Genomic DNA, 22022 nt, shown 5'->3' on the forward strand with positions numbered 1-22022 from the left:
TGGTTAAGACGTTAAGGGGCTCGCGCGCCGCCGATAGGTAAAAACTTGCTGTTTCGTGGATTTATTTGTTCGCGGCGCAGCCGGCGCGCACGGTCGCGAGGGCCGCGCCGGTAGGATCGATGCGACGCTGCAACGCGAGCGCGTCGTCGCAGGCGGCCGCGGCCATGGCAGCGCGCCGACCCGCCGCGAGCACGCGCGCGCGCAGCAGGCGCACCTCGACCTGATCGGGATCGGTCGCGGCATAGGTCGCGTCGTAGATCGACTGGGTCGCGGCGACGTGGCGCAGCGCGGCATCGATATCGCCCGCCGCGGCCTCGGCTTCGGCGGCGTAGAAGTGCGCATCGCCGACTGAAGATGCAGTCGGACCATAGAGACGGGTGTAGATTGCCGCGGCGCGATCGAGCACAGTCAGCGCCCCCGGTCCGTCGCGTTCCGCGATACGGATGCGGCCCATCAGCACCAGCGCGTCGGCGACCGCTGGATGGTCGCGCTCGAGCACGCGGTCGTATATCCGCAGCACCTGCGCCATGCGGCGCTCCGCCACCGCGACCCGGCCGCTCTCGAAGTCGGCGAAGGCGCGGTTCTGCAACGCGCGCGCCGTAAGCACATGGGCAACGCCGAACTTGGCGGCATAAGTCGCGACCGCGCGCGAGAAGAGCGGATCCGCCTCGGCGTAGCGGTGCAGCCGCACCAACGCGATAGCCTGGTTCATCCACACGCCGCCGAGCGCCTCGCGCTGGTCACCGTCGAGCGTGCCGCGCCGCCGCGCCGCCTCGGCAAGGTCCCGCTCCGCGCCGGCATAGTCGCCGCCCAGCACCTTGGCCTGCCCGCGCGCCCCCGCCGCTGCCGCCTCGACGCTGGGGGCGTAGCGCGCGCGTCGATCCACCGCCGCCGCCGCGGCGTCGAGCGCGCGACGCGCGCCCCGGGCGTCGCCACGCTCATAAGCGACGCGCGAGAGGCCGAGCTCGACGAGCGCGCGCTGCTCGCCGCGCGCCGGCAGCCGCGCCAGCGCCGCGCGCAGATCGCGCTCCGCCTCGCGTGGCAGGCCGAGATTGGCGTAGATCTCGCCGGTGGCGCGCAGCAGCCGCGCGCCGACAGCGGGCTCGTCGGCCAGCTCGGCGCGCGCGCTGCGGCTCGCGCGGGTCAGCACCGTCAGCGCGGTGATCGTGCGCGGGTTCTCGGTCGCCGGGTTGGCGATGTTGAAGGTGCCGATGAGGAACTCGAGGCTGCGGTCGGCGAGACGACGCTGACGCTCGGCGACGCGTCGCTGGCCCTCGGCATAGACCGCCAGCCCGACGGTGACGAGCGCCACCGCCACCGAGGCGGCGGTGATCCACATCAGCCGGCGCTGGCGCCGGGAGACGTCGCGACGCACCAGCGAGTCGAGCCGAACGTCCGCGAGCGCGGCGATCAGCTTTAGCGCGGCGAGCCGGCGGCCGTCCTTGCCCGGGCGGACGTCCGCCGCGATCGGCTCGGCGGGTACGTCGCCGAGTTCGCCGTCGGCGCCGATCCGCCAGCGCAGCGCCGGCGGAAAGCATTCGTCGTCCGGATCGCCGGGCTCGCCGGCGACGATCAGTGCCAGAACGCGGCCCTCGCCGTGGAGCCGCTTGAAGCTGAGAACTTCCTCGTTGACCCAGCGCGACCGCGCCGCGTGCGGGCTGCACACTACGATCAGGCAGCGCGCGGCGACCAGCGCGGCGCGCAGCTCCTGGCCGAGGTCGCCGCTCGCGGGCAGCTCGTCGCGGTCCCGGAACACAGGTGGCAATCGCCGCGGCACCGGGCCGAACGTCGAGTCGGTGCCGACCAGTGCGCGCGGCAGGCGATAGGTTTCGATCCGGTGGTGCAGCCAGCGCACCGTCGCGGTGTCGGCGTGGCTGTAACTGATGAACGCGGCGTACTGACGCATCGGCCCCCCACGCCGTAGCTCGATCGGATAGCGGGGGGTGCCCGATGCCGCCGCGCCCCGCGCCCGGTCCTCTCCCGCACGGGCGAGCGTGGCAGAGCGCGCGAGGGCTGGCAATGCGATGGTTAACGGGATCGTCGCAAGGCGCTTGCCCCGGCGCCCCGAAGCCTCGTAGCAGGAGGTGCGAGACGCGCGGTCGGGGGGCCGAGATCAGATGTCAGTGGGCGAGGTTCAGTCGTGAGTCACCCGCCGCGCCCCGGCTTCGGATTGGCGGTCGGGATCACCGGGCACCGCCCGCCGCTGCTGGACGCTGCCGCGGCCGAGCGCGCCGCGCCTCGTCTGCGCGAGGCGCTGGTGGCGCTGGCCGAGGCGGCGGCGCGGATCCATGCCGCCGAGGCGCGCTATTTCGCCGACGCGCCACCGTCGCTCCGCTTCGTCACCCCGCTGGCGGAGGGCGCCGACCAGCTCGCCGCGGAGCTCGCGCTCGCGGCGGGCTATCGCGTCGAGGCGGTGCTGCCACTGCCGCGCGACGACTATCGCCGCGACTTCACCGACAACGCCAGCGACAATGCGTTCGACGCACTGCTGGATCGCGCGGGATGCGCGCTCGAGTTGCCCGCACTGCCCGCGGGGCGGCCGGCGAGCTATGCGCTGGCGGGGCGCGCGGTGCTGGCGCACAGCGACGTGCTGGTGGCGCTGTGGGACGGCGCGCCCGGGCGCGGCATCGGCGGCACCGCCGACCTCGTCGCGCGTGCGCTGCGCCAGGGGCTTCCGGTGATCCACGTGCCGCTCGACGGCGGTGCGACGGTGATCCGCTGGGCCGGTTACGACCCGCTCGCCAACCCCGATTCCTTCGATCAGATGCCCGCGCGCACGTTCGATCCCGCCGCGGCCGACGCGCTGGTGGTGCAGCTGCTCGCGCCGCCCGCCGCACCGGTCGAGCGCGCCTGCCTAGACCGGTTCCTCGGCGAGACCGAGCGGCGGGTGCGCGCGCGCGTCGAATATCCGGCGCTTCTCGCGGTGCTGGGAATCAAGCGCCTGCGCCGCGCCACCTTCCGCAGCGGACCCTATGATGCCGACACGCGGCGCGAGTGGGAGCGCTTCCGCACCTTCTGCCGCGACGGCGCGCACGGCGTGCGGCCGCGACTGGACTCGATCGAGGCGGCCTATGGCTGGAGCGACCGGCTCGCGCAGCATTTCGCACAGAGCTATCGCAGCGGGCACGTGCTCAACTTCCTGCTCGGCGCCGCGGCGGTGCTGCTGGCGCTCTCCGGGCTGCTGTTCAAGGAACTGAAGTTTTGGCTGGCGCTGTGCGAGCTCGCCGCGGTGGCGGGGTTCGTGCTCAACACGCGCGTCGGCATCGCGCGCGAGTGGCATCGGCGATGGCTCGATTATCGCCAGCTCGCCGAGCGATTGCGGCCGATGCGCAGTCTCAAGCTGCTCGGCGTCGGTCGCCCCGCGGTGCGCCCCGGCGCCGAGCGCGAGCCGCGCTGGCTTGACTGGTACGCCGCCGCGGTGTGGCGCGCGAGCGGGTGCGCGAGCGGCTGCCTCAGCGACCGGCGCGCGGTGGCCGCCTTCATCGCCGAGGAGGAGCTGTGCCCGCAGCTCGCCTATCACCGCGCCGCGGCGCACCAGCTCCACCTGCTCGACCATCGGCTACATCGGATCGGCATGTGGCTGTTCCTCGCCTCGCTGCTGAGCTGCCTGGTGTTCCTGGTCGGCTATGTCGCGGCGCACGCGTGGGTGCGCGCGAACGCGGGCGTGTTCGTCGCCCTCTCGGCCGGGCTGCCGGCACTGGGCGCTGCGATCTTCGGCATCCGCGTGCAGGGCGATTTCGGCGCCAGCGCGGCGCGCTCCAGTGCTACCGCGGCCGATCTGGCGCGCTACGTCGACGCGCTCGAAGCCAATGGCGACGACCTGCCGCGCGTCGTCGACCTTGTCGAAGGAGCCGCCGCGACGATGCTGGCGGATCTCAGCGACTGGCGGCAGGCCTATGAGCGCCGACAACTGGAGCTTCCCTAGCTGCACCGCAGCCATCGCCAGACGAGGGCGGACGTCGATAGCTCATCCGGGCGCTGCCAGTCTGACGCGAACTCGTCCCGACGCCAGGCACTCCGGCCTTCATGCGCGGCGAGTCAGCTGGCGACTGCCTGCCACTCGGCCAGCACCGCTGAACGGCGCTACTTGTAGGTTTGACATCGCCCCACCCGCTCATTTGCGTCGCTCGAGGTGCACTAGGATCGAGGTGGCTGGCGTGGCTAGTATCCTATCGCTCTCAGACTTCGGGCGATGGTCTCGTGCGGCGATCCCGGCCGGGGTGGCGCGCGCCAGCGATGCGCAGCACGGCCAGGTCGGCGGTGACGTTGCCGAGCGTACGGAAGATGTCGGGCACCGTCTCGATCGCCAGCAGCAGCGGCAGCAGCGTCACGGGCACGCCCATGGCGAGGCAGACCGGCGCGATCACCGCGAAGAACGACACCTGCGCAGGTAGCCCCACAGCGGCCACGCTCACCGTCGCCGCGACCACCGCGCCCAGCCCCAGCGTCGCCGGGCCGAGCGCGACGCCGTGCACCGCGGCGAGATTGGTCGCCACCGCGACATTGGCCGCCGCGGTGGTGGCGCGGAACAGCGACACCGCGAGCGGCAGCACCACGCCCGCGGCCTCGTCGCGCACGCGCAGCGCGGGCGCCGCCGCCACCATCGCGGGCAGCGAGGCGAGCGAGGACTGCGTGCTCACCGCGATCACCTGGGCCGGCAGTGCGGCGCGCGCGAAGGCGAGCGGGCTGATCCGGCCGAGCAGCGCCGCCGCGACATAGGCGAGCGCGATCGAGGCGAGCGCGGCGCCGACGATCACCGCGACATAATGCGCCAGCACGCCCGCCGCGCCCCCGCCGAGCACCAGCCCGACCCCGATCGCGAGGGCGAAGACGCCGAGCGGCGCCACCCACAGCACCCAGCCGACGATCCGCAGCATCGTCTGTGCCACGCCGGTGAACACTTGCACTAGCGCGGCGCGGGGCCCTGGTTCGATCCCGTTGGCGGCGAGGCCGAACAGCAGCGCGAAGACGACCAGCGGCACCATCGCGCTCTCGGCCGCGGCGCGCACAGGGTTGGTCGGCACGATGCTGCCGAGCCAGTCGGACGCGGCGGGTACCGCCGGGCCGGGGCCGCTCACCGCCGCGGGCAGCGCCGCCGCGGCCGCGGGCAGTGGCGCGAGCTGGAGCAGCAGCGCGGTGGCCGCGGCGCCGACCGAGGCCGCGACGAGCAGCAACACCGCGAACCAGCCGAGCGCGCGCGCGGCGAGCCGCCCGCCCGCGGCCTGCTCGGCGGCGCGCATCACCCCGGTGACGAGCAGCGAGAAGACCAGCGGCACCACCGTCATCGTGAGCGAGTCGAGCCACAAGCCGCCGACCGGCTTGGCCACACCGGCGACGACGGGCGCCGCCGCGCTGCCCGCCAGCAGCGCACCCGCGACCAGCCCCAGCACCAGCCCGGCGAGGATTCGTGCCGAGGGGCCGCTCAGCACGTCGGCGCGGTCGCGTTCGACGGGGCAAGAGCGCGGTCAGTTCGCATCGTCGGGTCGGTTCCTCCGCATGGCCGCGACCAGCACCGCGTCACCGTGCCCGGCGACGATCTCGGCGAAGGTCGCCGCGCGCTCGTCCTGGCCCAGCTTGAACTGCGGCTCGCACGAGACGATCCGCGCGCGGAAGGCGACGACGTGGCGCGCGAGCTCGTCGAAGCGCGCGCCCATCTGCTCGGGTCGCCACCCTCCGGCGGGCTCGAGCTGCGCGGCGAGGCGGCGCAGCGCGTCCTCGGTCTCCTCCGGCACGAAGGCGAGCGTGGCGGTGATCCGCAGTGCGGCATAGTTCCAGGTCGCGCCCCAGGTCGGGTTCGACACCAGTCGCGGCGAGACATAGCCCTCGGGCCCGCGGAAAAGGATGAGCGCCTGCGGGTCGCGCTCGAATGCGGCGAGCTGCGGGTTGCGACGGGGATAATGGCCGACCAGCGCCACCGGCGTGCCGTCCGCGCTGCACTCGGCGATGAGCGGGAGCAGCGTGGCGTCGCGATCGCCCGACACCACCCAGGCGAGCGGGTGGTCGCGGATCAGCGCGCCGATCTCGGCCGGCGAGAGCGGGACGAAGCTCACGCCGGCGCGTGCCCCAGCACCGCCGCGAGCCAGCGCGCGGCGTCCTCGAACGCCGCGTCGGACAGCGGCGAGACCGACACCGCCTCGAGGAAGCTGTGCGTCGCGCCGGGATAGATGCACGCCTCGACCGCGACGCCGGCGGCATGGAGCCGCTCCGCCATGGCGCGGTTGGCGTCGGCGAGGATGTCGCACTCGGGGATCGTCACGAAGGCGGGCGGCAGGCCGGTCAGGTCGGCGCGCGCGGGGACCACCAAAGGGTCGTCGAGCGTCGCGGGCTCGCCGGCATAGTCGCGCCAGAACTGGTCCATCTCCGCGATCGTCAGCATATAGGCGGGGCCGTCGTAGCGCGCGTAGCTCGGCGTCGGTGCCGGATCGAAGGCGCCGTAATTGAGCAGCAGCGCGGCGGGCAGCGGCTCGCCCAGCGCGCGCAGCCGCAGGCTCATCGCCACCGCGAGATTGGCGCCGGCGGAGTCGCCGCCCACCGCGATCCGCTCCGCGGCGATGCCGTGCGCGGCCGCTTCGCCCCGCAGCTGGCGATAGGCCGCGACGACCTCGTCGAGCGCGACCGGGAAGCGCGCCTCGGGCGACAGGCTGTAGTCGATCCCGACGACCACGACGCCGGCGCGCGCGGCATATTCGCGCATCAGACGATCATGCGTGTCGATGCTGAACATCGTCCAGCCGCCGCCGTGCACGTACAGCAGCGCCGACCGCGGCGTCCGGCTCGTGCCCGGGTAATGGAACCGCGCGCGGCAGCCGGCGAGCGTGCCGTCGCGCGTCTCGGCCATCGCCGGCCCGCCGGCACGCCACGGCGCGCGCACCACCTCCGCGGCGGCGCGGCGCTCGGGCAGCGGCAGCGCGGCGAAGTCTGAGAATTGCCCGTAGCCGTGGTTCAGCGCCACGACGAAGCGGCGAATGTCGGGGTCGACGTCGTCGTGCGCCTCTTGGGTGGAAGTCATGCGTCCTGCTCCTCGCGCGGGCGCTGACGGCCCGTCGCGCTGTCGTGTTCCCGCGCGCCGCTCTCGCACGGCTTCACCCGTCCCGCCCCTATCCGCGCGGGCCGATCATGCGCGCGCGCGGGCCGCGTCACGGCAGCGCGTAGAGGCTGGGCGGTACGCCATAGGCGCGGCGGAACATCGCGGTGAAGGCGCTGGGGCTGTCATAGCCGACGTCGAACGCGATCGTCGTGACCGAGCGCCCCGCCGCCATCAGCGACAGCGCCTCCATCAGCCGAACCTGCTGCCGCCACACCGCCAGTCCCATCCCGGTCTCGCGCTTGAACGCGCGCGTGAAGGTGCGCCGCCCCATGCCAGCGACACGCGCCCAGTCGTCGACGTCGCGGTCGTCCGCCGGCTGGGCGAGGATCGCGCGGCAGACGCGCAGCAGGCGCGCGTCGGCGGGCATCACCGCGCCATAGGGCGCCAGCGGCATGGCGGCGATCTCGTCGAGCAGCACCGCGACGATGCGCCCGGCATGGCCGTCCGCGTCATAGTCGGCGCCGAAGGACACGACCTTGAGAATCAGCGCCTTGAGAAAGTCGCTCACCTCGATCACGCGGCACGGCGGCGGATCGGGGTAGAGCGCCGGGTCGACGTAGAGCGTGCGCAACGACACCGGGCCGCGGCACGACACCTCGTGGCGCTGCCCCGCCGGTAGCCACAAGGCACGCTGCGGCGGCACGACGAAGCTGGTCGACGGCGTCTCCACCGACATCACGCCCGAGCAGGCGTACAGCACCTGGATCCAGTCGTGCGCGTGCATCGGGTCGACGAAGCCGACGCCATATTCGTCGGTGAGCCCGCGCACCGGCAACGCCGCACGGCCGTTCGGCCCGGTCACGATGCTGTGTGGTCCATCGTCGCGAAGCTGCCACGCGCGCCGCGGCGGGACAAGGCCGCGGCGCGGGCCCGCGGCGATGGCGGCCACTCCGCCCCTCACCGCAGCGCGAAGCGCAGGTTGGCGCCAATTGTCCGGGGCCGCGTCACGCTGCCGGCGAAGGAGAAGGGGGCGTTGAGGATGCCATAGGTGTCGAACAGGTTCTTGGCGAACACGCCGGCCTCGATGCCGTCGCCGAGCCGGATCGCGGCGTTGAGGTCGACCAGGCTATAGTCCCCCTTCTGCAGCGTCGCGCCGAAGGCGACCGGGGCCGCCGATAGATAGCGGTGCGCAATGCCGATGCGCGGCCGCAGCGGCGAGCTCCGCAGCTCCCAGTCGAGCTGGTTGGCGATGATCCAGTCCGACGCGCCGGGCAGCTGCGTGCCCGCGGCATAGCCGCCGCCCGCCGCATTGCTGTCGGGCAGCAGCCCGGACAGCCGCGCGTCATTGTAGGTGACGTTGGCGCTGTAGGTCAGGTTGGCGGTCGGACGGAAGACCAGCGACAGCTCGACGCCGTCGATCTTGGCCCCGCCGCCGTTGACGGTATAGGCATCGAAGGTGACGGGCGTGAACAGCCGCGACTGGATGTCGTTCCACTTGATGTGGAAGGCGGCGATGTCGAACGACATCGCGCCCGGCACCAGCTCGAACTTGGCGCCGACCTCGTAGTTCTGCGTGCTGTCGCTGCCGAACGTCAGCGGCGTGCCCGAGGCGGCGCTGTAGACGTTGACGCCGCCGATGCGGAAACCCTCGGAATACAGGCCGTAGAGCGTGAAGCGGTCACTCGGCTTGTAGGCGAGCGACACCTTGGGGACGAAGCCCGACTGTTTCTGCGAGCCGGGCTGATAGTCGAACGGCGCGATCAGCGCTGCGTTCGGCAGGAACTGCAAGCGCGGCCGCGACTCATATTGGAAGACGCGGCCGCCGAGCGTCAGTGTCACCTGGTCGAAGAAGGTGTAGGCCAGTTCGCCGAAGGCGGCGATCTCGCGCACGCGGTTGGTGCTGACGGTGCGCCGCAGCAGGTCTCCCGGCGCGATCACGCTGCTGGGCTGGCCGTCGAAGTCGGCAGGGTTGGCGTCGATATAATCGGCGATGCCGTCGAGCCGCGCGCCGTCGGTCGAGTCGGACCGCAGCTTGGTGTAATTGGCGCCGATCAGCCAGGTGAACGGCCCGGTGCCGCTCGAAGCCAGCCGCATCTCGCCATAATAGTTAGTGGACTTGCCGGTCGAGCTGGAGAGCTGCGGCGTGCCGGTGCGCGCGTCGATGCCGAGGAAGATGGAATCGTCGAACGCCAGATCCGCCTTCTTCTGCGTGTAGCTGCCGATCGCGGTGAAGTTGGCGAAGCCGAGCTCCTGGTCGAGCCGCAGGCTGTACAGCTGGATCTCGGTGTCCTGGTATTCGTCGACGTTGGTGTTCCGCTCGAACGTCTTCGGGTTGTCGCCGAACAGCACGTAGGTCTGGTCGTCGAGGTCATATTCCTGGTACATCGCGAGTGCGGCGAGCTTGGTGGTCGCGCCCGGCTGCCATATCACCGAGCCGCGCAGCCCGCGCACGCGCAGGTCGTTGCTGCCCTTCTCGCCGGTGCCGACGTTGTCGAGATAGCCCGCGTCGTAGCGCTGCAACGCCACCAGCCGCACCGCCAATTTGTCGTCGACCAGCGGGACGTTGACCATCGCCTTGGCGGCGTAGCTCGCCTCGCCTGCGCGCCGCGTGCTCGATACGATCCCCTCGGCGCCGGCGTCGAGCCGGGTGGGGTCGGCCTCGTTGACGACATAATTGACCGCGCCGCCCAGCGAGGAGGAGCCGAACAGCGTGCCCTGCGGCCCGCGCAGCACCTCAACCTGCTTCACGTCGAACGCGTCGATATCGGGGATGACGAGCGGGAAACCCGGCTCGACCAGCGGGATCTGATTGATGTAATAACCCGTCGTCGCCTGGTTGGCCTCGTGATAGGTGGTCGAGGCGACGCCGCGGATCACCACCTCGGAGACGCCCGGCTGATAGTCGTTGAAGACCACGCCCGGCACGCGCGTGATATAATCCGACAGGCTCTGCGCGTTGAGCCGTTGCAGATTCTCCTGGGTCACCGCCGAGACCGAGCCGGCGACGTCGCTCGCGGCCTCGTCGCGCTTGGTCGCGGTGACCACGATCTCGCGCTCGCTGCCCGCGTCGGCGTCCGCGCTCGCCGCAGTGGGCGCTGCCTGCGCCGCCGCGGTGGTGCTCGCGAGCGTCATCGCCGCCGCTGCCAGGATACTCGCCCCCGCGAGTTGTGAAACGATCGTGCGCATCGCCGCCCCCGTTCTTCTCAACATTGCTGTCGAAGATCATAGTTGACGCCGTTTCTTGCGGCGTGGCCGCGCGGACAGGGCCGATCGCCGTCGCGATCGGGCCATTTGCGCGGGCGCGATTGCGGCACGCGCCGGCCTGGCCCTAGCGTCGGCGACGACGCAGCGCGAGGACCCTTGACCGTCATGCCCTCCCCCCTGACCGATCGCGCGCGCCGGCGCTTCCTCGTCGGCGCGGGTGCGACGGCGTTGCTCGTCGCGACGGAGGGGCCGGCGCGCGCGGGCGCCGCTCTGCCGACGCCGCCGGTCACGCCGCGCGTACCGCTGCTGCGTCACCAGCTCGGGCGGACGCGCGACGATCCCTATGCCTGGCTCAAATACGTCCCGCCTCAAGGGCAGCGCGACATCGCGACGATGCCGTCCGCGATCCGCGATCATCTGCTCGCCGAGAACGCTTATGCCGGCGCCGTGCTCGACCGCGTCGCCACCGCGGAGCGCCGCTTCCTCGCCGCGCTCGACGCGCGCGCGCCGCTGGGCGGCGGCGCGCCCGACGTGACGCGCGGCGGCTGGACCTACAGCGTCGACGAGGCCGCGGGCGCGCACCCGCGCTACACCCGCCGCCGCACCGACACCGGGAACATCGAGCTGCTGCTCGACGAGAACGAGCGCGCGCACGGCCAAGCCTATTACCGCACCACCGGGCAGCAGGTCAGCCCGGACGGGCGCCTATACGCCTGGGCGGAGGACGTCGGCGGCAACGACCGGCATCGGCTGTGCGTGCGCGACCTCGCCAGCGGCGCGGTGCGCGTCGTCGTCGACACCGACGCTTATGGCTATGGCGGGCTGGTGTTCTCGCCCTCGTCGCGGTGGCTGTTCTGGATCTGGCGCGACGCGCGCAACCGGCCGACGCGGGTGTATCGCACGCCGGTGACCGGCGGCGAGCGCGTGCTGGTCTACGAGGAGCACGACCCCGCGATCTTCATGGCGATCGCGCGCACCGCGGCGGACGGTTTCGTCGCGATCACGCTCTCGGGCCCGGACACGAGCGAGGTGCGGCTCGTCGCCGCCGAGGCGGAGGAGCGCGCCCCCGCGCTGGTCCGCCCGCGCGCGCCCGGGCGTCGCTACACGATCGATGAATGGGACGGCGCGCTGATCGCGCTGATCGAGGACGAGCAGGCGATCGACGGACGCGTCGCCCGGCTGGATCGCCGCAGCTTCGCCGAGACGAAAACGCTGGTGCCGCACCGCGCCGGCACGCAGATCCTCCAGCTGGTGCCGTTCCGGCGCACGCTGGCCTGGGTCGAGCGCCGCGACACCTTGCCGCGGCTGATGCTGCTCGCCCCCGGCGGCACCGCGCGCGAGGTCGCCTTCGCCGGCGACGCCTATGCGCTGACAGTGCCGGGCGAGCAGGATTATGCCGCACCGACCTGTCGCGCCACGATCGAGACCCCCGCCGCGCCGCCGCGCTGGGTCGCGGTCGATCTCGCGAGCGCGCGCGTGACGACGATCGCGACGCAGCGGTTCGCCGGCTACGACCCGGCACGCTTCACCGTGCGCCGGCTCTACGCCACCGCGCCTGACGGCGACCGCGTGCCGATCACCGTGCTGACTCGCCGCGGCGCGCGCGCGGATGGGCGTTCCCCGCTGCTGCTCTACGGCTATGGCGCCTACGGCGTGTCGAGCGAGGCGCTGTTCGACGTCGCGCCCACCGTCCTGGTGGAGCAGGGCTGGACCTACGCGATCGCGCACGTGCGCGGCGGCGCCGAGAAGGGCCGGCGCTGGTTCCTCGACGGGCGTCGCCACCACAAGCGCAACAGCTTCACCGACTTCATCGCCTGCGCGCAGCATCTCGCCGCGACCGGCCATGCGGCGCGCGACCGGATCGTGTCCTACGGCCTGTCCGCGGGCGGGCTGCTGGTGGGGGGCGCGATGAACCTGGCGCCGGCGCTCTGGGCGGGGGTGATCGCGACCGTGCCCTTCGTCGACATGCTCAACACGATGAGCGACGCGGATCATCCGCTGGTGCCGCTGTTCCGCCCGGACTGGGGCGATCCGCTGTCGAACGCGGCCGACTATGACTACATGCTGGGCACCTCGCCCTATGAGAATGTACGGCCGGCGCCCTACCCGCCGCTGTTCACCACCGCCGGGCTCAAGGACGATCGCGTCGGTTACTGGGAGCCGGCCAAGCTGGTCGCCGCTGTCCGCGCCGCCTCGACCGCGCGCGCGCCCGCGCTGCTGCTCACCGACCTTGCCGCGGGCCACCAGGGCAGCGCCGGGCGTGACTCGGTCAACCACAAGATGGCGCGGCTCTACGCCTTCGCGCAGGGCTGCGTCGACGGGAGCTTCGCGTGACGATCGTGTTCGACCCGCGCCAGCTGGCGCACGCCCCCGTGCGCGAGCTGCACAACGGCGACTGGATCGCCTACAACGAATGCCCCGCGCGCGCGGAGTCGATCGTGGCGGCGCTCGGCGCCACGACGTGTGCGCGCGACCTCGGCATGACGCCGCTCGCGGCGGTGCACGACCCCGATTATCTCGCCTTCCTCCGCGTCGCGCACAGCGACTGGATCGCCGCGGGGCGGCAGGGCGACGCGATCGGCTATACTTGGCCAGTGGTCGGACGGCGCGCGCTCGACCTGACGCGGATCGACGCGCGTCTCGGGCGCTACAGCTACGACGCGGGGACGCCGATCGCGGCAGGCACGTGGGAGGCGGCCTATTGGTCGGCGCAGACCGCGCTGACCGCGCTCGACGAGGTCGCCGCGGGGGCGACGCGGCGGGCCTTCGCGCTGTGCCGCCCGCCCGGTCACCATGCCGGGCGCGACTATCTCGGCGGCTATTGCTACCTCAACAACGCCGCGATCGTGGCGGCCGAGGCGCGGCGCCGCGGGCTCGGCCCGGTCGCGATCCTCGACGTCGACTATCACCACGGCAACGGCACGCAGGACATCTTCTACGCCGACGGCGAGATGCTGTTCGTCTCGATCCACGCCGATCCAGTGACCGACTATCCCTTCTACTGGGGCCATGCCGACGAGATCGGCGCGGGCGCGGGCCGCGGTGCGACGCTCAACCTGCCGCTGCCGCGTGGCACCGGCTGGACGAGCTACGAACCCGCGCTGGACCGCGCCCTCGAGGCGATCGCACGCTACGGCACTCGGCTGCTGGTGCTGTCGCTGGGCGCGGATCTCTACGCGGGCGACCCGATCTCCTACTTCACCTTCGCGCGCGACGATTTCACCGCACTGGCCGCACGGCTCGCGGCGAGCGGACTGGCGATCGTGACGGTGATGGAAGGCGGCTATGCCACTGCCGCGCTGGGAGACAATGTCGCGGCGTTCGTCGCCGGGCTGCACGGCGGAGAGTAAGCGGCAACCATCAATATGATGCCAAAGACCCCTAAGCAGCCGTTCAGGCGCGACCGCGGCGCAGTTCATTCTCGGCCCCCATGGCGTGCTGGACCAAACCCGCGATCTGGAGCTGATCGGGGTCGGCCGAACACGACTCGAGATGGACCTCTTCCGCGTGGCCGCGGCGCAGGCTCGCGGATCGTGCCACACAGAGATGGCGAGGCGGGATATCTTAGACAGATGTATCAGCGAGTGTCACGGGCCCTTGAGAGCGGCCGCTCTTGACCCTCTCAAACCGCATCGTTGCACCTTGTGCAATCATGATTGCAGAGACAGATTGTTGCGCATCTGGGAAACATTCCTAAATGGGCGCTCGGCCGGTATGTCGGCCACGGAGACTACCCATGCGTATGTTTGAGACCGCCGCCAGCACCGCGCTGGCGATCGCGGCGCAAGCGCTGGTGGTTGGTGTTGTGCTTACCACGCTCTGATCATCGGCTGACCGCTCCCCTTACCAAGGGGAGCGGCGCGTCCGTTCGAGATCGAACGCTCCCATAGGCCGCAGCATTCGACATACTCTCGCTCCGGTGCGATGGCGACGGTCTATGAGGCTGGGAGCGCCGTCTCAGCCGTCGACGCTCGAGCCGTTCGCCTCTTCATCACTCGATCGTCCTTTGCGGCTTACCTCAAGGGACTGGACACCTGGAACCATCCGCAGGCGCCCCCCCCAACGCGTAGGTCCGCCTGAGACACTCGCGTCAGGTGCAGCGTCCACGCTGCCTGATCAGTTTGGACCGGCGTGACCAGCATCCTGCGGACCTGCCCGCCTCTCACGCGCAACAGCTTCCTGATCTGCTTCTCGGACAGCGCGCCGCGCTCGGCGACGGCGCGGATCACGCAGCTTTGGACACGCGCTCGATAAACTTCCTCGAGCGGCTTGAGGCCGGCAAGGATGACGAGGATGATGACGGTGGCTATCGCGGCAGCAGCGTAGAGGCCGGCTCCTGCGGCGAGGCCAAGCGCGGCTACCGCCCAGATGCTGGCGGCCGTGATCATGCCTCGCACGGTGTTGCCGCGATGCAGGATCGACCCGGCACCGAGGAACCCCACGCCTGAGACGACCTGCGCAGCGATCCGTGAGGGACCAAGCATCAGGTGGGCCATCCGCTTGGCAACCTCGAACCCGTGAGCCGAGACGATCATGAGCCGTGCCGCCCCAGGGCGACCAACATGTGCGTCCGTATGCCAGCCGACCAGAGCAGAGGCTCGCGCTCGAAGCCGACGAAGCTTCCCAGCGCTGCTTCTGCCAACAACCGTATAGCGATACCCACATGCGAGATCACATCAGCGTAAAGCGTCGAGGCCCCGCTGCGTTCCGGTGCAAGGTCAACAAGGTTGACCCATCATCGCAGCGCCGACACAAGGCAGCCTGCACCGGGAGATCAGCATGCGCCTTTGGCTCAAAGCATCGTGTCTGTCCGCGCTGGCGCTTGGCGTCGGGGCGGTCGCCTTCGGCGCCGATCGGCCGTCCGGGTACTTGGCGCCAGGCGAGTTCGATGTCACTCACGTGATCGAGCCGGCGCCCCGGAAGGGCGATCCTCGCTACGAGACCGATCGCAAGATCTTCAAGGCGACGCGCGCGCTGGTGGGCACGCCGCGGTGGCAGCTCGCCACCAACGACGCCGAGATCAACGCGCGCGCGCTCCTGCGTGATTTCAGCTGCTCCGTCGGCGTGGTGTTGACCCCGGAGAGCGCCCCTCACGTCGCGAACGTGATCGCACGCGCCGCGCGGGACACTGGGGCGCAGACATCGCGCGCGAAGGAGTTCTACCAGCGCAATCGACCATACACGATCGACAAGGGACGCATCTGCCAGGCGCCGGCCGAGCTGTACGACGAGAAGGCGCACCGGGTCAGCTACGACTATCCATCGGGGCATACGACCTACGGGTGGACCCATGCGCTGGTGCTCGCCGCGCTGGCACCCGATCGGGCGCAGCAGATCCTGGAGCGCGGGCGTGCTTATGGCGACAGTCGCTTCATCTGCGGCGCACACAACGAGAGCGCGGTCGAGGGCGGCATGCTGTCCGCCTCGGCCACGATGGCGCTCGTGGCCACCAAGACGGCCTATCAGGCCGACCTGTCCGCAGCGCGTGCCGAGCTCGCCGCATTGCGCGCGAGCGGTCCGCAGCCGCAGGGATGTGAGACGGAGGCTGCGCTTCTCGCACAGCATGTCATGCCCAATCTCGGTCGCGACCATTGAGCTCCTTTGCGGCTGGATCTGCAGGGCGTATCTGAGGGTGCTGTCAATTTTATGCGACATCGTCTCTACACGATATAGGTCGCCTTCGGCCCACGTCGGATCAGCTGACGAGCGCCTTCCACTCGGCCAGCGCCTCGGAGCGGCCCTTCTTGTAGGCCTGCCTGTCGACGAGATGGCGTTCGTGGTGGAAGGGGGCATGGACGGTGGCGTGAACCGAGGCGAACTTCTGTGGCGTTCGCATTCGTCGAAACCGCAGCATCGCTCGTTCTCGTCGTCGGAACGGCAGGTGCGAGTTCTCGACGCGGTTGTTCGCCCAGCGACCCACCTCCTGCTTCTCGCGGCTGCTAAGCTCCTTCAGCGGCGCACCGTTGGAGCGCAGACCATCGGTGGTGATCGCCTCAGGCGAGCCATGGCGTTTGAGCGCCTTCTTCATACGTGCGAGCGCTGCCCTGGTTTGGCAGATAAGCAAGTCGATGCTGACGCCTCGTACCTTTGGCCAGGCCGAGGGGTGTGACCAGACATGTCGATCGAGGTCAAAATCACAGTTGAAGGCGGCTCGAACCGAGACGCGCTAGCTTGGCGGGATGGCCATGCTTCCCTGCCTACCTTGCTCGGCGGCTGGATACCGCCAGGATGCTGAGCGATGTCGTCGCCTCGCTGAAGGCGTCGCAGACCACGACGCAGAGCTGATGCGGTCGCTCGCTCGCGTCAACGATCTTCGCGTTGTGCAGGCTGAGGCGTGTGAACGATTGCGCGCCGCTGCACCCAACATAGGTGAAGGCATTTTTCTTTGACCTCGAACCCCAATCTCGGCCTTGATGTGCATCATAAGTCACAAGGAGAAGCGCCCGTGGCTGGCGAAGCTGCGTTCATCCTGCTGATTGAGGATGATCCTGACATAAGCGCCATAGCGATCATGGCATTGCACCTAGATCCAAACTTTACAGTCACAGCCATGCGGACCGGCTCGGACGCTCTTCAACACCTCGAACATTCACCGAGACCGGATATTATACTGATCGACAACAACCTCCCTGACATGGAGGGAGTGGCTCTCTTGCAATCTATTAAGGTTAATATGGAGGATGCACCTCCAATCGCGTTTCTCACAGCGGCGGTGCGATCCTCCGATGTCGAGCGGTATACGGCGGCAGGCGCGGTGGGCACCATCGCGAAGCCGTTCGACCCGATTAGCCTGGCTGCGCAGGTTCGGGCACTGCTCCCTTCGACGCTCGGCTAAGTCGCTGCGTCGATTTCGGCGCAAGCAGGTAGCGCTTTTGTCAGAAGATGGATGCTACTCGGCGCTGATGCCCAAGCGACGAAGGCCAATCACATGACCGACAAGCCGAACCTAGTGGAAGCGTTCAGTGCTGCGTTTCTTGATACGTTCGGCTCCCGAGCGATCGAAGTGGCGGAAAGCCAGCGCGATCAGGCAGATGGCATCGTTCGAGAGCGATGGCAGCAGGTCATCGACGCGCTTATGGCGCCTGCGTCGCAAGAGACTGAGCGCACTACGTAGCACGCCCAAAAGGAGGTAACACGGCGTACAATCGCGTAAGCGCGCTTAACCGCGTCACAGAGATACTCCGCGCTGCCTGACCCAACAGCGGCCCCTGATGATGTCCCAATTGCCTCCATCTTCGATCGGCTTTTCAGGTCTGCGATCGAGGCACTCGCGCGGGCTTGATGGCGATCTGCCTGGCCTCAGGAAAGTTCTATGGATCTGTTACCGGCGACGATCCGGTACGTCTCAGGCGGCGAGACGCTCGGCCACGATCGCTCGGTCACGCCCTTCCCGCTTCGCGCGATAGAGCGCCGCGTCGGCACTCGCGATCAGCGGTGGGTTGTCCCGGCCCAAGGCTTCGCCCCACTCCGCCACACCGAACGAGAGGCTGATGGGTCCCAACGCACGCGCGCCCTGACGCGGCCGCAAAGAAGTCAGCGCGGCGCGAAGCCGGTCGATCCTAGGCAGCAGCGCCGCTGCCGTCGCGCCAGGCGCGATGATCGCGAACTCTTCGCCGCCGTAGCGGCAAGCGACGTCGCCGTCGCGAAAATGCTCCCGCAACGCGGCGCCGACAAGCTTTAGCACGGCGTCGCCGGCGTCGTGGCCGAACTCATCGTTGAAGCGCTTGAAGTGATCGACGTCGCACATGACAAAGGCGAGCGGCGTCCCGGCGCGGGCCGCGCGCGCGATCTCAAGCTGAAGGGCTTCCTCCATGTAGCGGCGGTTGTTCAATCCGGTGAGCGCGTCGCGGACGGTCTGCTCCCTGAGATCGCGCTGAAGCCGATGATTGACGAGAGCGGAGGCGATGTTTTCGCCGAGCGCGTTGAGCCGGAACGCTTCCTCGACGCCGACGACACCCTGGAGATAGAGCAACCCGATGACCTCGCCACCGGCGAGCAGCGGCTCGCAGCGGTAGGCGCCGGCATCGTCCGCAGCGTGACGACAGCCCACCTCCTCACTGTCGCCGAGCACGACATGACCCTGACCGAGACGAAGCGCCCAGCACTCGTCCGGACCGAAGCTCTCTGGCAGCATCTCGCCCTCACCCCAGCCGGCAAGCCGTACCAACAGATTGCGGGAGTTGTTGTGAGCGTAAAGCGCGCCCGCCACTCCTGGCAGCACCTGCGGCACGAAACAGTCGATGATTTGCGCCAACTCGGCATCGGTGCGCGCCGCCTGAAGCCGATGCGCCATGTCACCGAGTTTCGCGATCACGTGTCCACGTGTCTCCAGAGCGCCACGCTGCGCGAGCAGGTCGGCGTTGGCCGCCTGCAGTCGTAAATCGGTGGCACGTTGCTCGCAAAGTGCCTCGCTGAGCCGCTCCGCCATGCGGTTATAACCGGCGGCAAGGCGATCGAACTCGAGCGAACCGGTGCGCGTATCGAGCCTGCTGTCCCCCTCCCCTTCGCCCAGCGCCTCCATGGCATCAAGAACACGACGGAGGGGCCGCCGCACGCCGAATGCCACGGTGCCGACCAGAAGGGCGAGCAGCACCGCGACGAGCGGTCCACCAACTATCACGGCGCGCTTGGTGCCGCCGAGGCGCGCCTCAGCGTCCGCAGCGCGTTGTGCCAGCAGGTCACGCTCGGGCTGTAGCAGGAGACTTGCGCGCCGATCGACCTCGGCCATCAGCTCGCGCCCTTGTCCTGCGGCGACGATCCGCGTTGCTGCTGTAAAATCACCCCGGCGGCCCAGCAGCAAGGGCGTGCGCAGCACAGTGATCCGCCGCGCGACCGCGTCTTTAAGCGCGACGGCGCGCTCGTGCTGGAGTGGATTATCCGCGGTGAGCCGTTCGAGCCGGCCGAACTGGCGGGCGGCGTCTGCGAGCCGCTGGTCGACCGTCGCGACGAAGCGGACGTCCTGCGTCAACAAGAAGCCGCGCTGGCCTGATTCCGCCTCGCGCAGCTCGGCGAGCGCTTCGTCGAGGCCGACGATCACCTGTTGGGAATGAGTGACCCATGCGAAGCTCTCGCGCGTCTCGAGCGACGATTGCAGCAGCAGCGCGATAAGACCGGCTAAAGCGGCACCGACGATGACTCCAAGAACGGTCACGCGCGAGATCAACGAGGGGAGCACGGCGAATGATCCAAATCAAGTTGCTACGTTGGGGGCGGTAGGGCGGCCATGGTTTCTGACACGTTAAGATCAAGCGCTGGCTCAAGCGCGTGAGCTCAGCCATCCCCGCCTTCGTTCCGACGCCTGGCATGCCGCTTCTAACGCCACTGACGATGACGTTGTCACCGTCTGCAGCTTGCCGAGTGCCGGCATGCTGATCTAGGTCAGTTCGGCAGGGAGGGGATTATATGGCAACATGCTGCGGACGTTGAGCGGCTATCATCGTCGGATCGCGATGGGGCTCGACGAGATTAGACGTTTGTGCCGGGACGATGCTCCGGATACCATCGTGTTGCCCCGCGCACGGGCCGCGCTCGGACAAGTCAGCATCGAACGCAGCCGCTTTATCAACCAGGTGGTTGTTCCTCGGCTGTTGGTGGGGGCGAACTATGCCTCTGCGCGAGATATGCTGGCCCTACAGAACTCATTTGCTGCCAATCGCTTGGTGTCGGATCAGCACGTAGCCAAATGGACAGATGTGACCATTGCTGCTGACTGGTCGGGCTACCGGGCCGCAGCCGCCGCGATCTGGCGCATGATGGAGCAGCAGATGGCTGACGAGCAGGCTCTCGTCAGCAGGCACCTTGAACATGTTTACCTTTGACTGACCGGAGTGTCAGCGGCTCCCGACCTCGGTGGTGACGACCATGATCGGACGCTGTCCGGGCAGCGCGATGGCATCGAGCGCTTTTCCAGCCACCCCTGCGGCCCAGTCGCGAGTGGTGCTGCCGGCATGGGCGGACGGCCTTGTGCCTAGCTAAGAACCAGAAGCGGTAAAAAGGCGACCTTTTAGCGAGCAGGAAGTCTATGGGCTGCGAACAGCGCGATGCTTTCAGCGGTGCCAGGATCTCGGTTTGCCAAAACAATGACGGTATAGCCGTTATCTAGAGAATGAAGCAGCAGGCCGCTCATGCCCGGCGCTCCGCCGCCATGTCCGATGTACCGACCAGCGCCGGGCATCGATCCGCCAAAGTCGAAGCGCGCGAGCTGTCCGTCCTCCGTTTGCACCCCGCCCTCGACGAGCTTTGCGAGGGTCTCACGCCGCAGTAGACGATTGGACGTAAGGCCTGCCACGAAGCGTTGGAAGTCACCCACTGTGGAATAATCGCCACCCGCGGACGTGCCCCCGAGCGGCAGTGTCTCGTCTGCTCGCTTAAGGCGTGCGCCAGATCCCATATAACTGACGGCTCGCCGAGGAAGAACGATGCTCTCTGGCTGATTACCAGTAGAGGTCATACCTACAGGGCGGAGTATGCTACGTTGGATATACTCATTGTAGCTCAACCCGGACACCTTCTCTATGATGCGACCGAGCAGAATGAAGCCGTAGTTACTGTAAGACGACCGACTACCAGGAGAAAATTCCGGGGCACGTGATCCATACAAACTGACGTAATCCGAAGTGTCGCGCAAAGAGGCTTTGTTCGCCTCGAATTCAGGCCCGAAGATATCGCCAGTTCCTCCGGTGTGAGAAAGAAGCTGCGCGACAGTGACCTTCGTTGCCGTATCTAGGTTCGGGTAATCGGTCAGGTATGTTCCGATGGGTGCGGCCAAGTCGACCCTACCTGCCTCGACCAGCTGCATGACGCCTACAGCCGTGAGCATCTTACCCATCGAGCCGAAACGAAATTGTGTATCGAGGCGGTTTGGGGTGCCAGCCGCACGATCCGCGAGGCCATACGCTTCTTGAAAAAGCAGCCGCCCGTTGCGCGCAAGCAGGATAGCGCCGGAGAACCGATCCTTCGCAGCCCTGTCCGCCGCACGCTGCCGAACAGCCTTGACCAGCATTGATTGACTTAGCCTCGGCGGCTGCGGGGTACCGGCTGGATGCTCGTCGCTTAGCCGTGTGAAGATGAATTCTATCTTGTCCCCATACTTTTCTCCTAATTTGAACCTTGCAACGCCGAAGGAGTCGTATTCGGGATCGAAGATCCAAAGATCTACATGTTTCTGATCTAGGGATTTAAATCCACAAAACTGAATTTCTCGAAGATTGCTTCGTAGTTCAAGCCACTGCCTCGCACCATCTCGCAGGATGGGACCTCGCTCTTTGATGAAGCGGATGTACTCGGCATCACTCGCCATGTTTATGGCTCTAAACCATTGCTCAGCTAAGCTGACTACCGCACTCGCTGGGCGAGACTTTGACGCAGTCGTTGCAGGTGCCCGTTGGCACCTAAAGGCGTACGATGACGGCGAGCTCGGATCGGAAGCGACAAGCGACATTGCAAGAGCGATCGGAAGCATGTGTCACCTGCACGAGACGAGGAGAGTGACCCACCTTACGCACGTATTTCATGACCGCAACATGCGTGATCAATGGGCAAGCGTGACACTTGATCTTCGCTATCGCGCTTGCGGTTTGGCACTAGCTGTTCAGCAGCTTCTACATTCTAGAAGTGCCCAACTTTGTGGTAGCGCAGGTTGGCCAATGGCCGACACTGGGTGAGCTCGGCCCGCTCCGCGCTCGTGGCGAGGACCCATTCGCGATTGTTCGACACCGATCTAGGCAGCACCGAGTCCGGGCATTCGTTTATCCCGAAAACAAAATTGCGCCACCACTCAGTATCAGGCTCG

Annotated in this window: 17 protein-coding genes; 7 read left to right on the forward strand and 10 right to left on the reverse strand. The window is 68.4% G+C overall.

What is annotated here, in order from left to right:
* Window positions 1-61: 61 nt before the first annotated feature.
* Entirely contained in the window at window positions 62-1906 is a 1845-nt protein-coding gene (locus KZ820_RS06205; protein WP_219747699.1) for a toll/interleukin-1 receptor domain-containing protein, read from the reverse strand.
* Between the two features lie 234 nt (window positions 1907-2140).
* Between KZ820_RS06205 and KZ820_RS06210 the strand changes: the two genes are divergently transcribed.
* Complete coding sequence (locus KZ820_RS06210) at window positions 2141-3925, forward strand: hypothetical protein (protein ID WP_219747700.1); 1785 nt, start codon at window positions 2141-2143, stop codon at window positions 3923-3925.
* 253 nt (window positions 3926-4178) lie between these two features.
* Here KZ820_RS06210 and KZ820_RS06215 read toward each other — a convergent pair whose 3' ends face one another.
* The 5 genes from KZ820_RS06215 to KZ820_RS06235 all read right to left on the reverse strand — a co-directional run bounded on the left by KZ820_RS06215 (window position 4179) and on the right by KZ820_RS06235 (window position 10213).
* Window positions 4179-5429 (reverse strand): dicarboxylate/amino acid:cation symporter, encoded by a 1251-nt coding sequence (locus KZ820_RS06215; RefSeq protein ID WP_308462139.1) that lies wholly within the window; start codon window positions 5427-5429, stop codon window positions 4179-4181.
* A gap of 36 nt (window positions 5430-5465) precedes the next feature.
* Window positions 5466-6050, reverse strand: coding sequence for an FMN-binding negative transcriptional regulator (locus KZ820_RS06220; RefSeq protein WP_219747701.1), 585 nt, complete (start codon window positions 6048-6050; stop codon window positions 5466-5468).
* Window positions 6047-7009: an alpha/beta hydrolase gene (locus KZ820_RS06225; protein ID WP_219747702.1), complete on the reverse strand. Its 963-nt coding sequence runs from the start codon at window positions 7007-7009 to the stop codon at window positions 6047-6049. Before KZ820_RS06225 ends, KZ820_RS06220 begins: the two co-directional genes overlap by 4 nt.
* A gap of 127 nt (window positions 7010-7136) precedes the next feature.
* Window positions 7137-7976 (reverse strand): AraC family transcriptional regulator, encoded by an 840-nt coding sequence (locus tag KZ820_RS06230; protein WP_308462140.1) that lies wholly within the window; start codon window positions 7974-7976, stop codon window positions 7137-7139.
* A gap of 8 nt (window positions 7977-7984) precedes the next feature.
* A complete protein-coding gene (locus KZ820_RS06235; protein WP_219747703.1) occupies window positions 7985-10213 on the reverse strand; it encodes a TonB-dependent receptor in 2229 nt (742 codons plus the stop codon).
* A gap of 183 nt (window positions 10214-10396) precedes the next feature.
* Between KZ820_RS06235 and KZ820_RS06240 the strand changes: the two genes are divergently transcribed.
* Window positions 10397-12565: a prolyl oligopeptidase family serine peptidase gene (locus tag KZ820_RS06240; RefSeq protein WP_258047918.1), complete on the forward strand. Its 2169-nt coding sequence runs from the start codon at window positions 10397-10399 to the stop codon at window positions 12563-12565.
* Window positions 12562-13581 carry a histone deacetylase family protein gene (locus KZ820_RS06245; RefSeq protein ID WP_219747705.1) on the forward strand — a complete coding sequence of 340 codons (1020 nt, stop codon included), beginning with the start codon at window positions 12562-12564 and terminating at the stop codon, window positions 13579-13581. Before KZ820_RS06240 ends, KZ820_RS06245 begins: the two co-directional genes overlap by 4 nt.
* 663 nt (window positions 13582-14244) lie before the next feature.
* On the opposite strand, the gene KZ820_RS06250 is transcribed toward KZ820_RS06245, so the two are convergent.
* Window positions 14245-14766: an MgtC/SapB family protein gene (locus KZ820_RS06250; RefSeq protein ID WP_258047754.1), complete on the reverse strand. Its 522-nt coding sequence runs from the start codon at window positions 14764-14766 to the stop codon at window positions 14245-14247.
* A gap of 244 nt (window positions 14767-15010) precedes the next feature.
* Here KZ820_RS06250 and KZ820_RS06255 point away from each other — a divergent pair, with 244 nt between their 5' ends.
* Window positions 15011-15826 carry an acid phosphatase gene (locus KZ820_RS06255; protein WP_219747706.1) on the forward strand — a complete coding sequence of 272 codons (816 nt, stop codon included), beginning with the start codon at window positions 15011-15013 and terminating at the stop codon, window positions 15824-15826.
* 100 nt (window positions 15827-15926) lie between these two features.
* Here the strand turns inward: KZ820_RS06255 and KZ820_RS06260 are convergent, their stop codons facing one another.
* Window positions 15927-16295, reverse strand: coding sequence for a DDE-type integrase/transposase/recombinase (locus tag KZ820_RS06260; protein WP_258047755.1), 369 nt, complete (start codon window positions 16293-16295; stop codon window positions 15927-15929).
* Between the two features lie 321 nt (window positions 16296-16616).
* Between KZ820_RS06260 and KZ820_RS06265 the strand changes: the two genes are divergently transcribed.
* Entirely contained in the window at window positions 16617-17066 is a 450-nt protein-coding gene (locus KZ820_RS06265; RefSeq protein ID WP_219747708.1) for a response regulator, read from the forward strand.
* Between the two features lie 93 nt (window positions 17067-17159).
* Complete coding sequence (locus KZ820_RS06270) at window positions 17160-17345, forward strand: hypothetical protein (protein ID WP_219747709.1); 186 nt, start codon at window positions 17160-17162, stop codon at window positions 17343-17345.
* A gap of 231 nt (window positions 17346-17576) precedes the next feature.
* On the opposite strand, the gene KZ820_RS06275 is transcribed toward KZ820_RS06270, so the two are convergent.
* A complete protein-coding gene (locus KZ820_RS06275; protein WP_308462141.1) occupies window positions 17577-19382 on the reverse strand; it encodes a diguanylate cyclase in 1806 nt (601 codons plus the stop codon).
* A 259-nt stretch (window positions 19383-19641) separates the two neighbouring features.
* On the opposite strand from KZ820_RS06275, the gene KZ820_RS06280 reads away from it, so the two are divergent.
* Window positions 19642-20049, forward strand: coding sequence for a hypothetical protein (locus tag KZ820_RS06280; protein WP_219747711.1), 408 nt, complete (start codon window positions 19642-19644; stop codon window positions 20047-20049).
* Between the two features lie 185 nt (window positions 20050-20234).
* Here KZ820_RS06280 and KZ820_RS06285 read toward each other — a convergent pair whose 3' ends face one another.
* Window positions 20235-21530 (reverse strand): serine hydrolase domain-containing protein, encoded by a 1296-nt coding sequence (locus KZ820_RS06285; RefSeq protein ID WP_219747712.1) that lies wholly within the window; start codon window positions 21528-21530, stop codon window positions 20235-20237.
* Window positions 21531-22022 lie beyond the last annotated feature (492 nt).

This window comes from Sphingomonas citri, from assembly GCF_019429485.1.
In the GTDB taxonomy this organism is placed as follows: Bacteria; Pseudomonadota; Alphaproteobacteria; order Sphingomonadales; family Sphingomonadaceae; genus Sphingomonas; species Sphingomonas citri.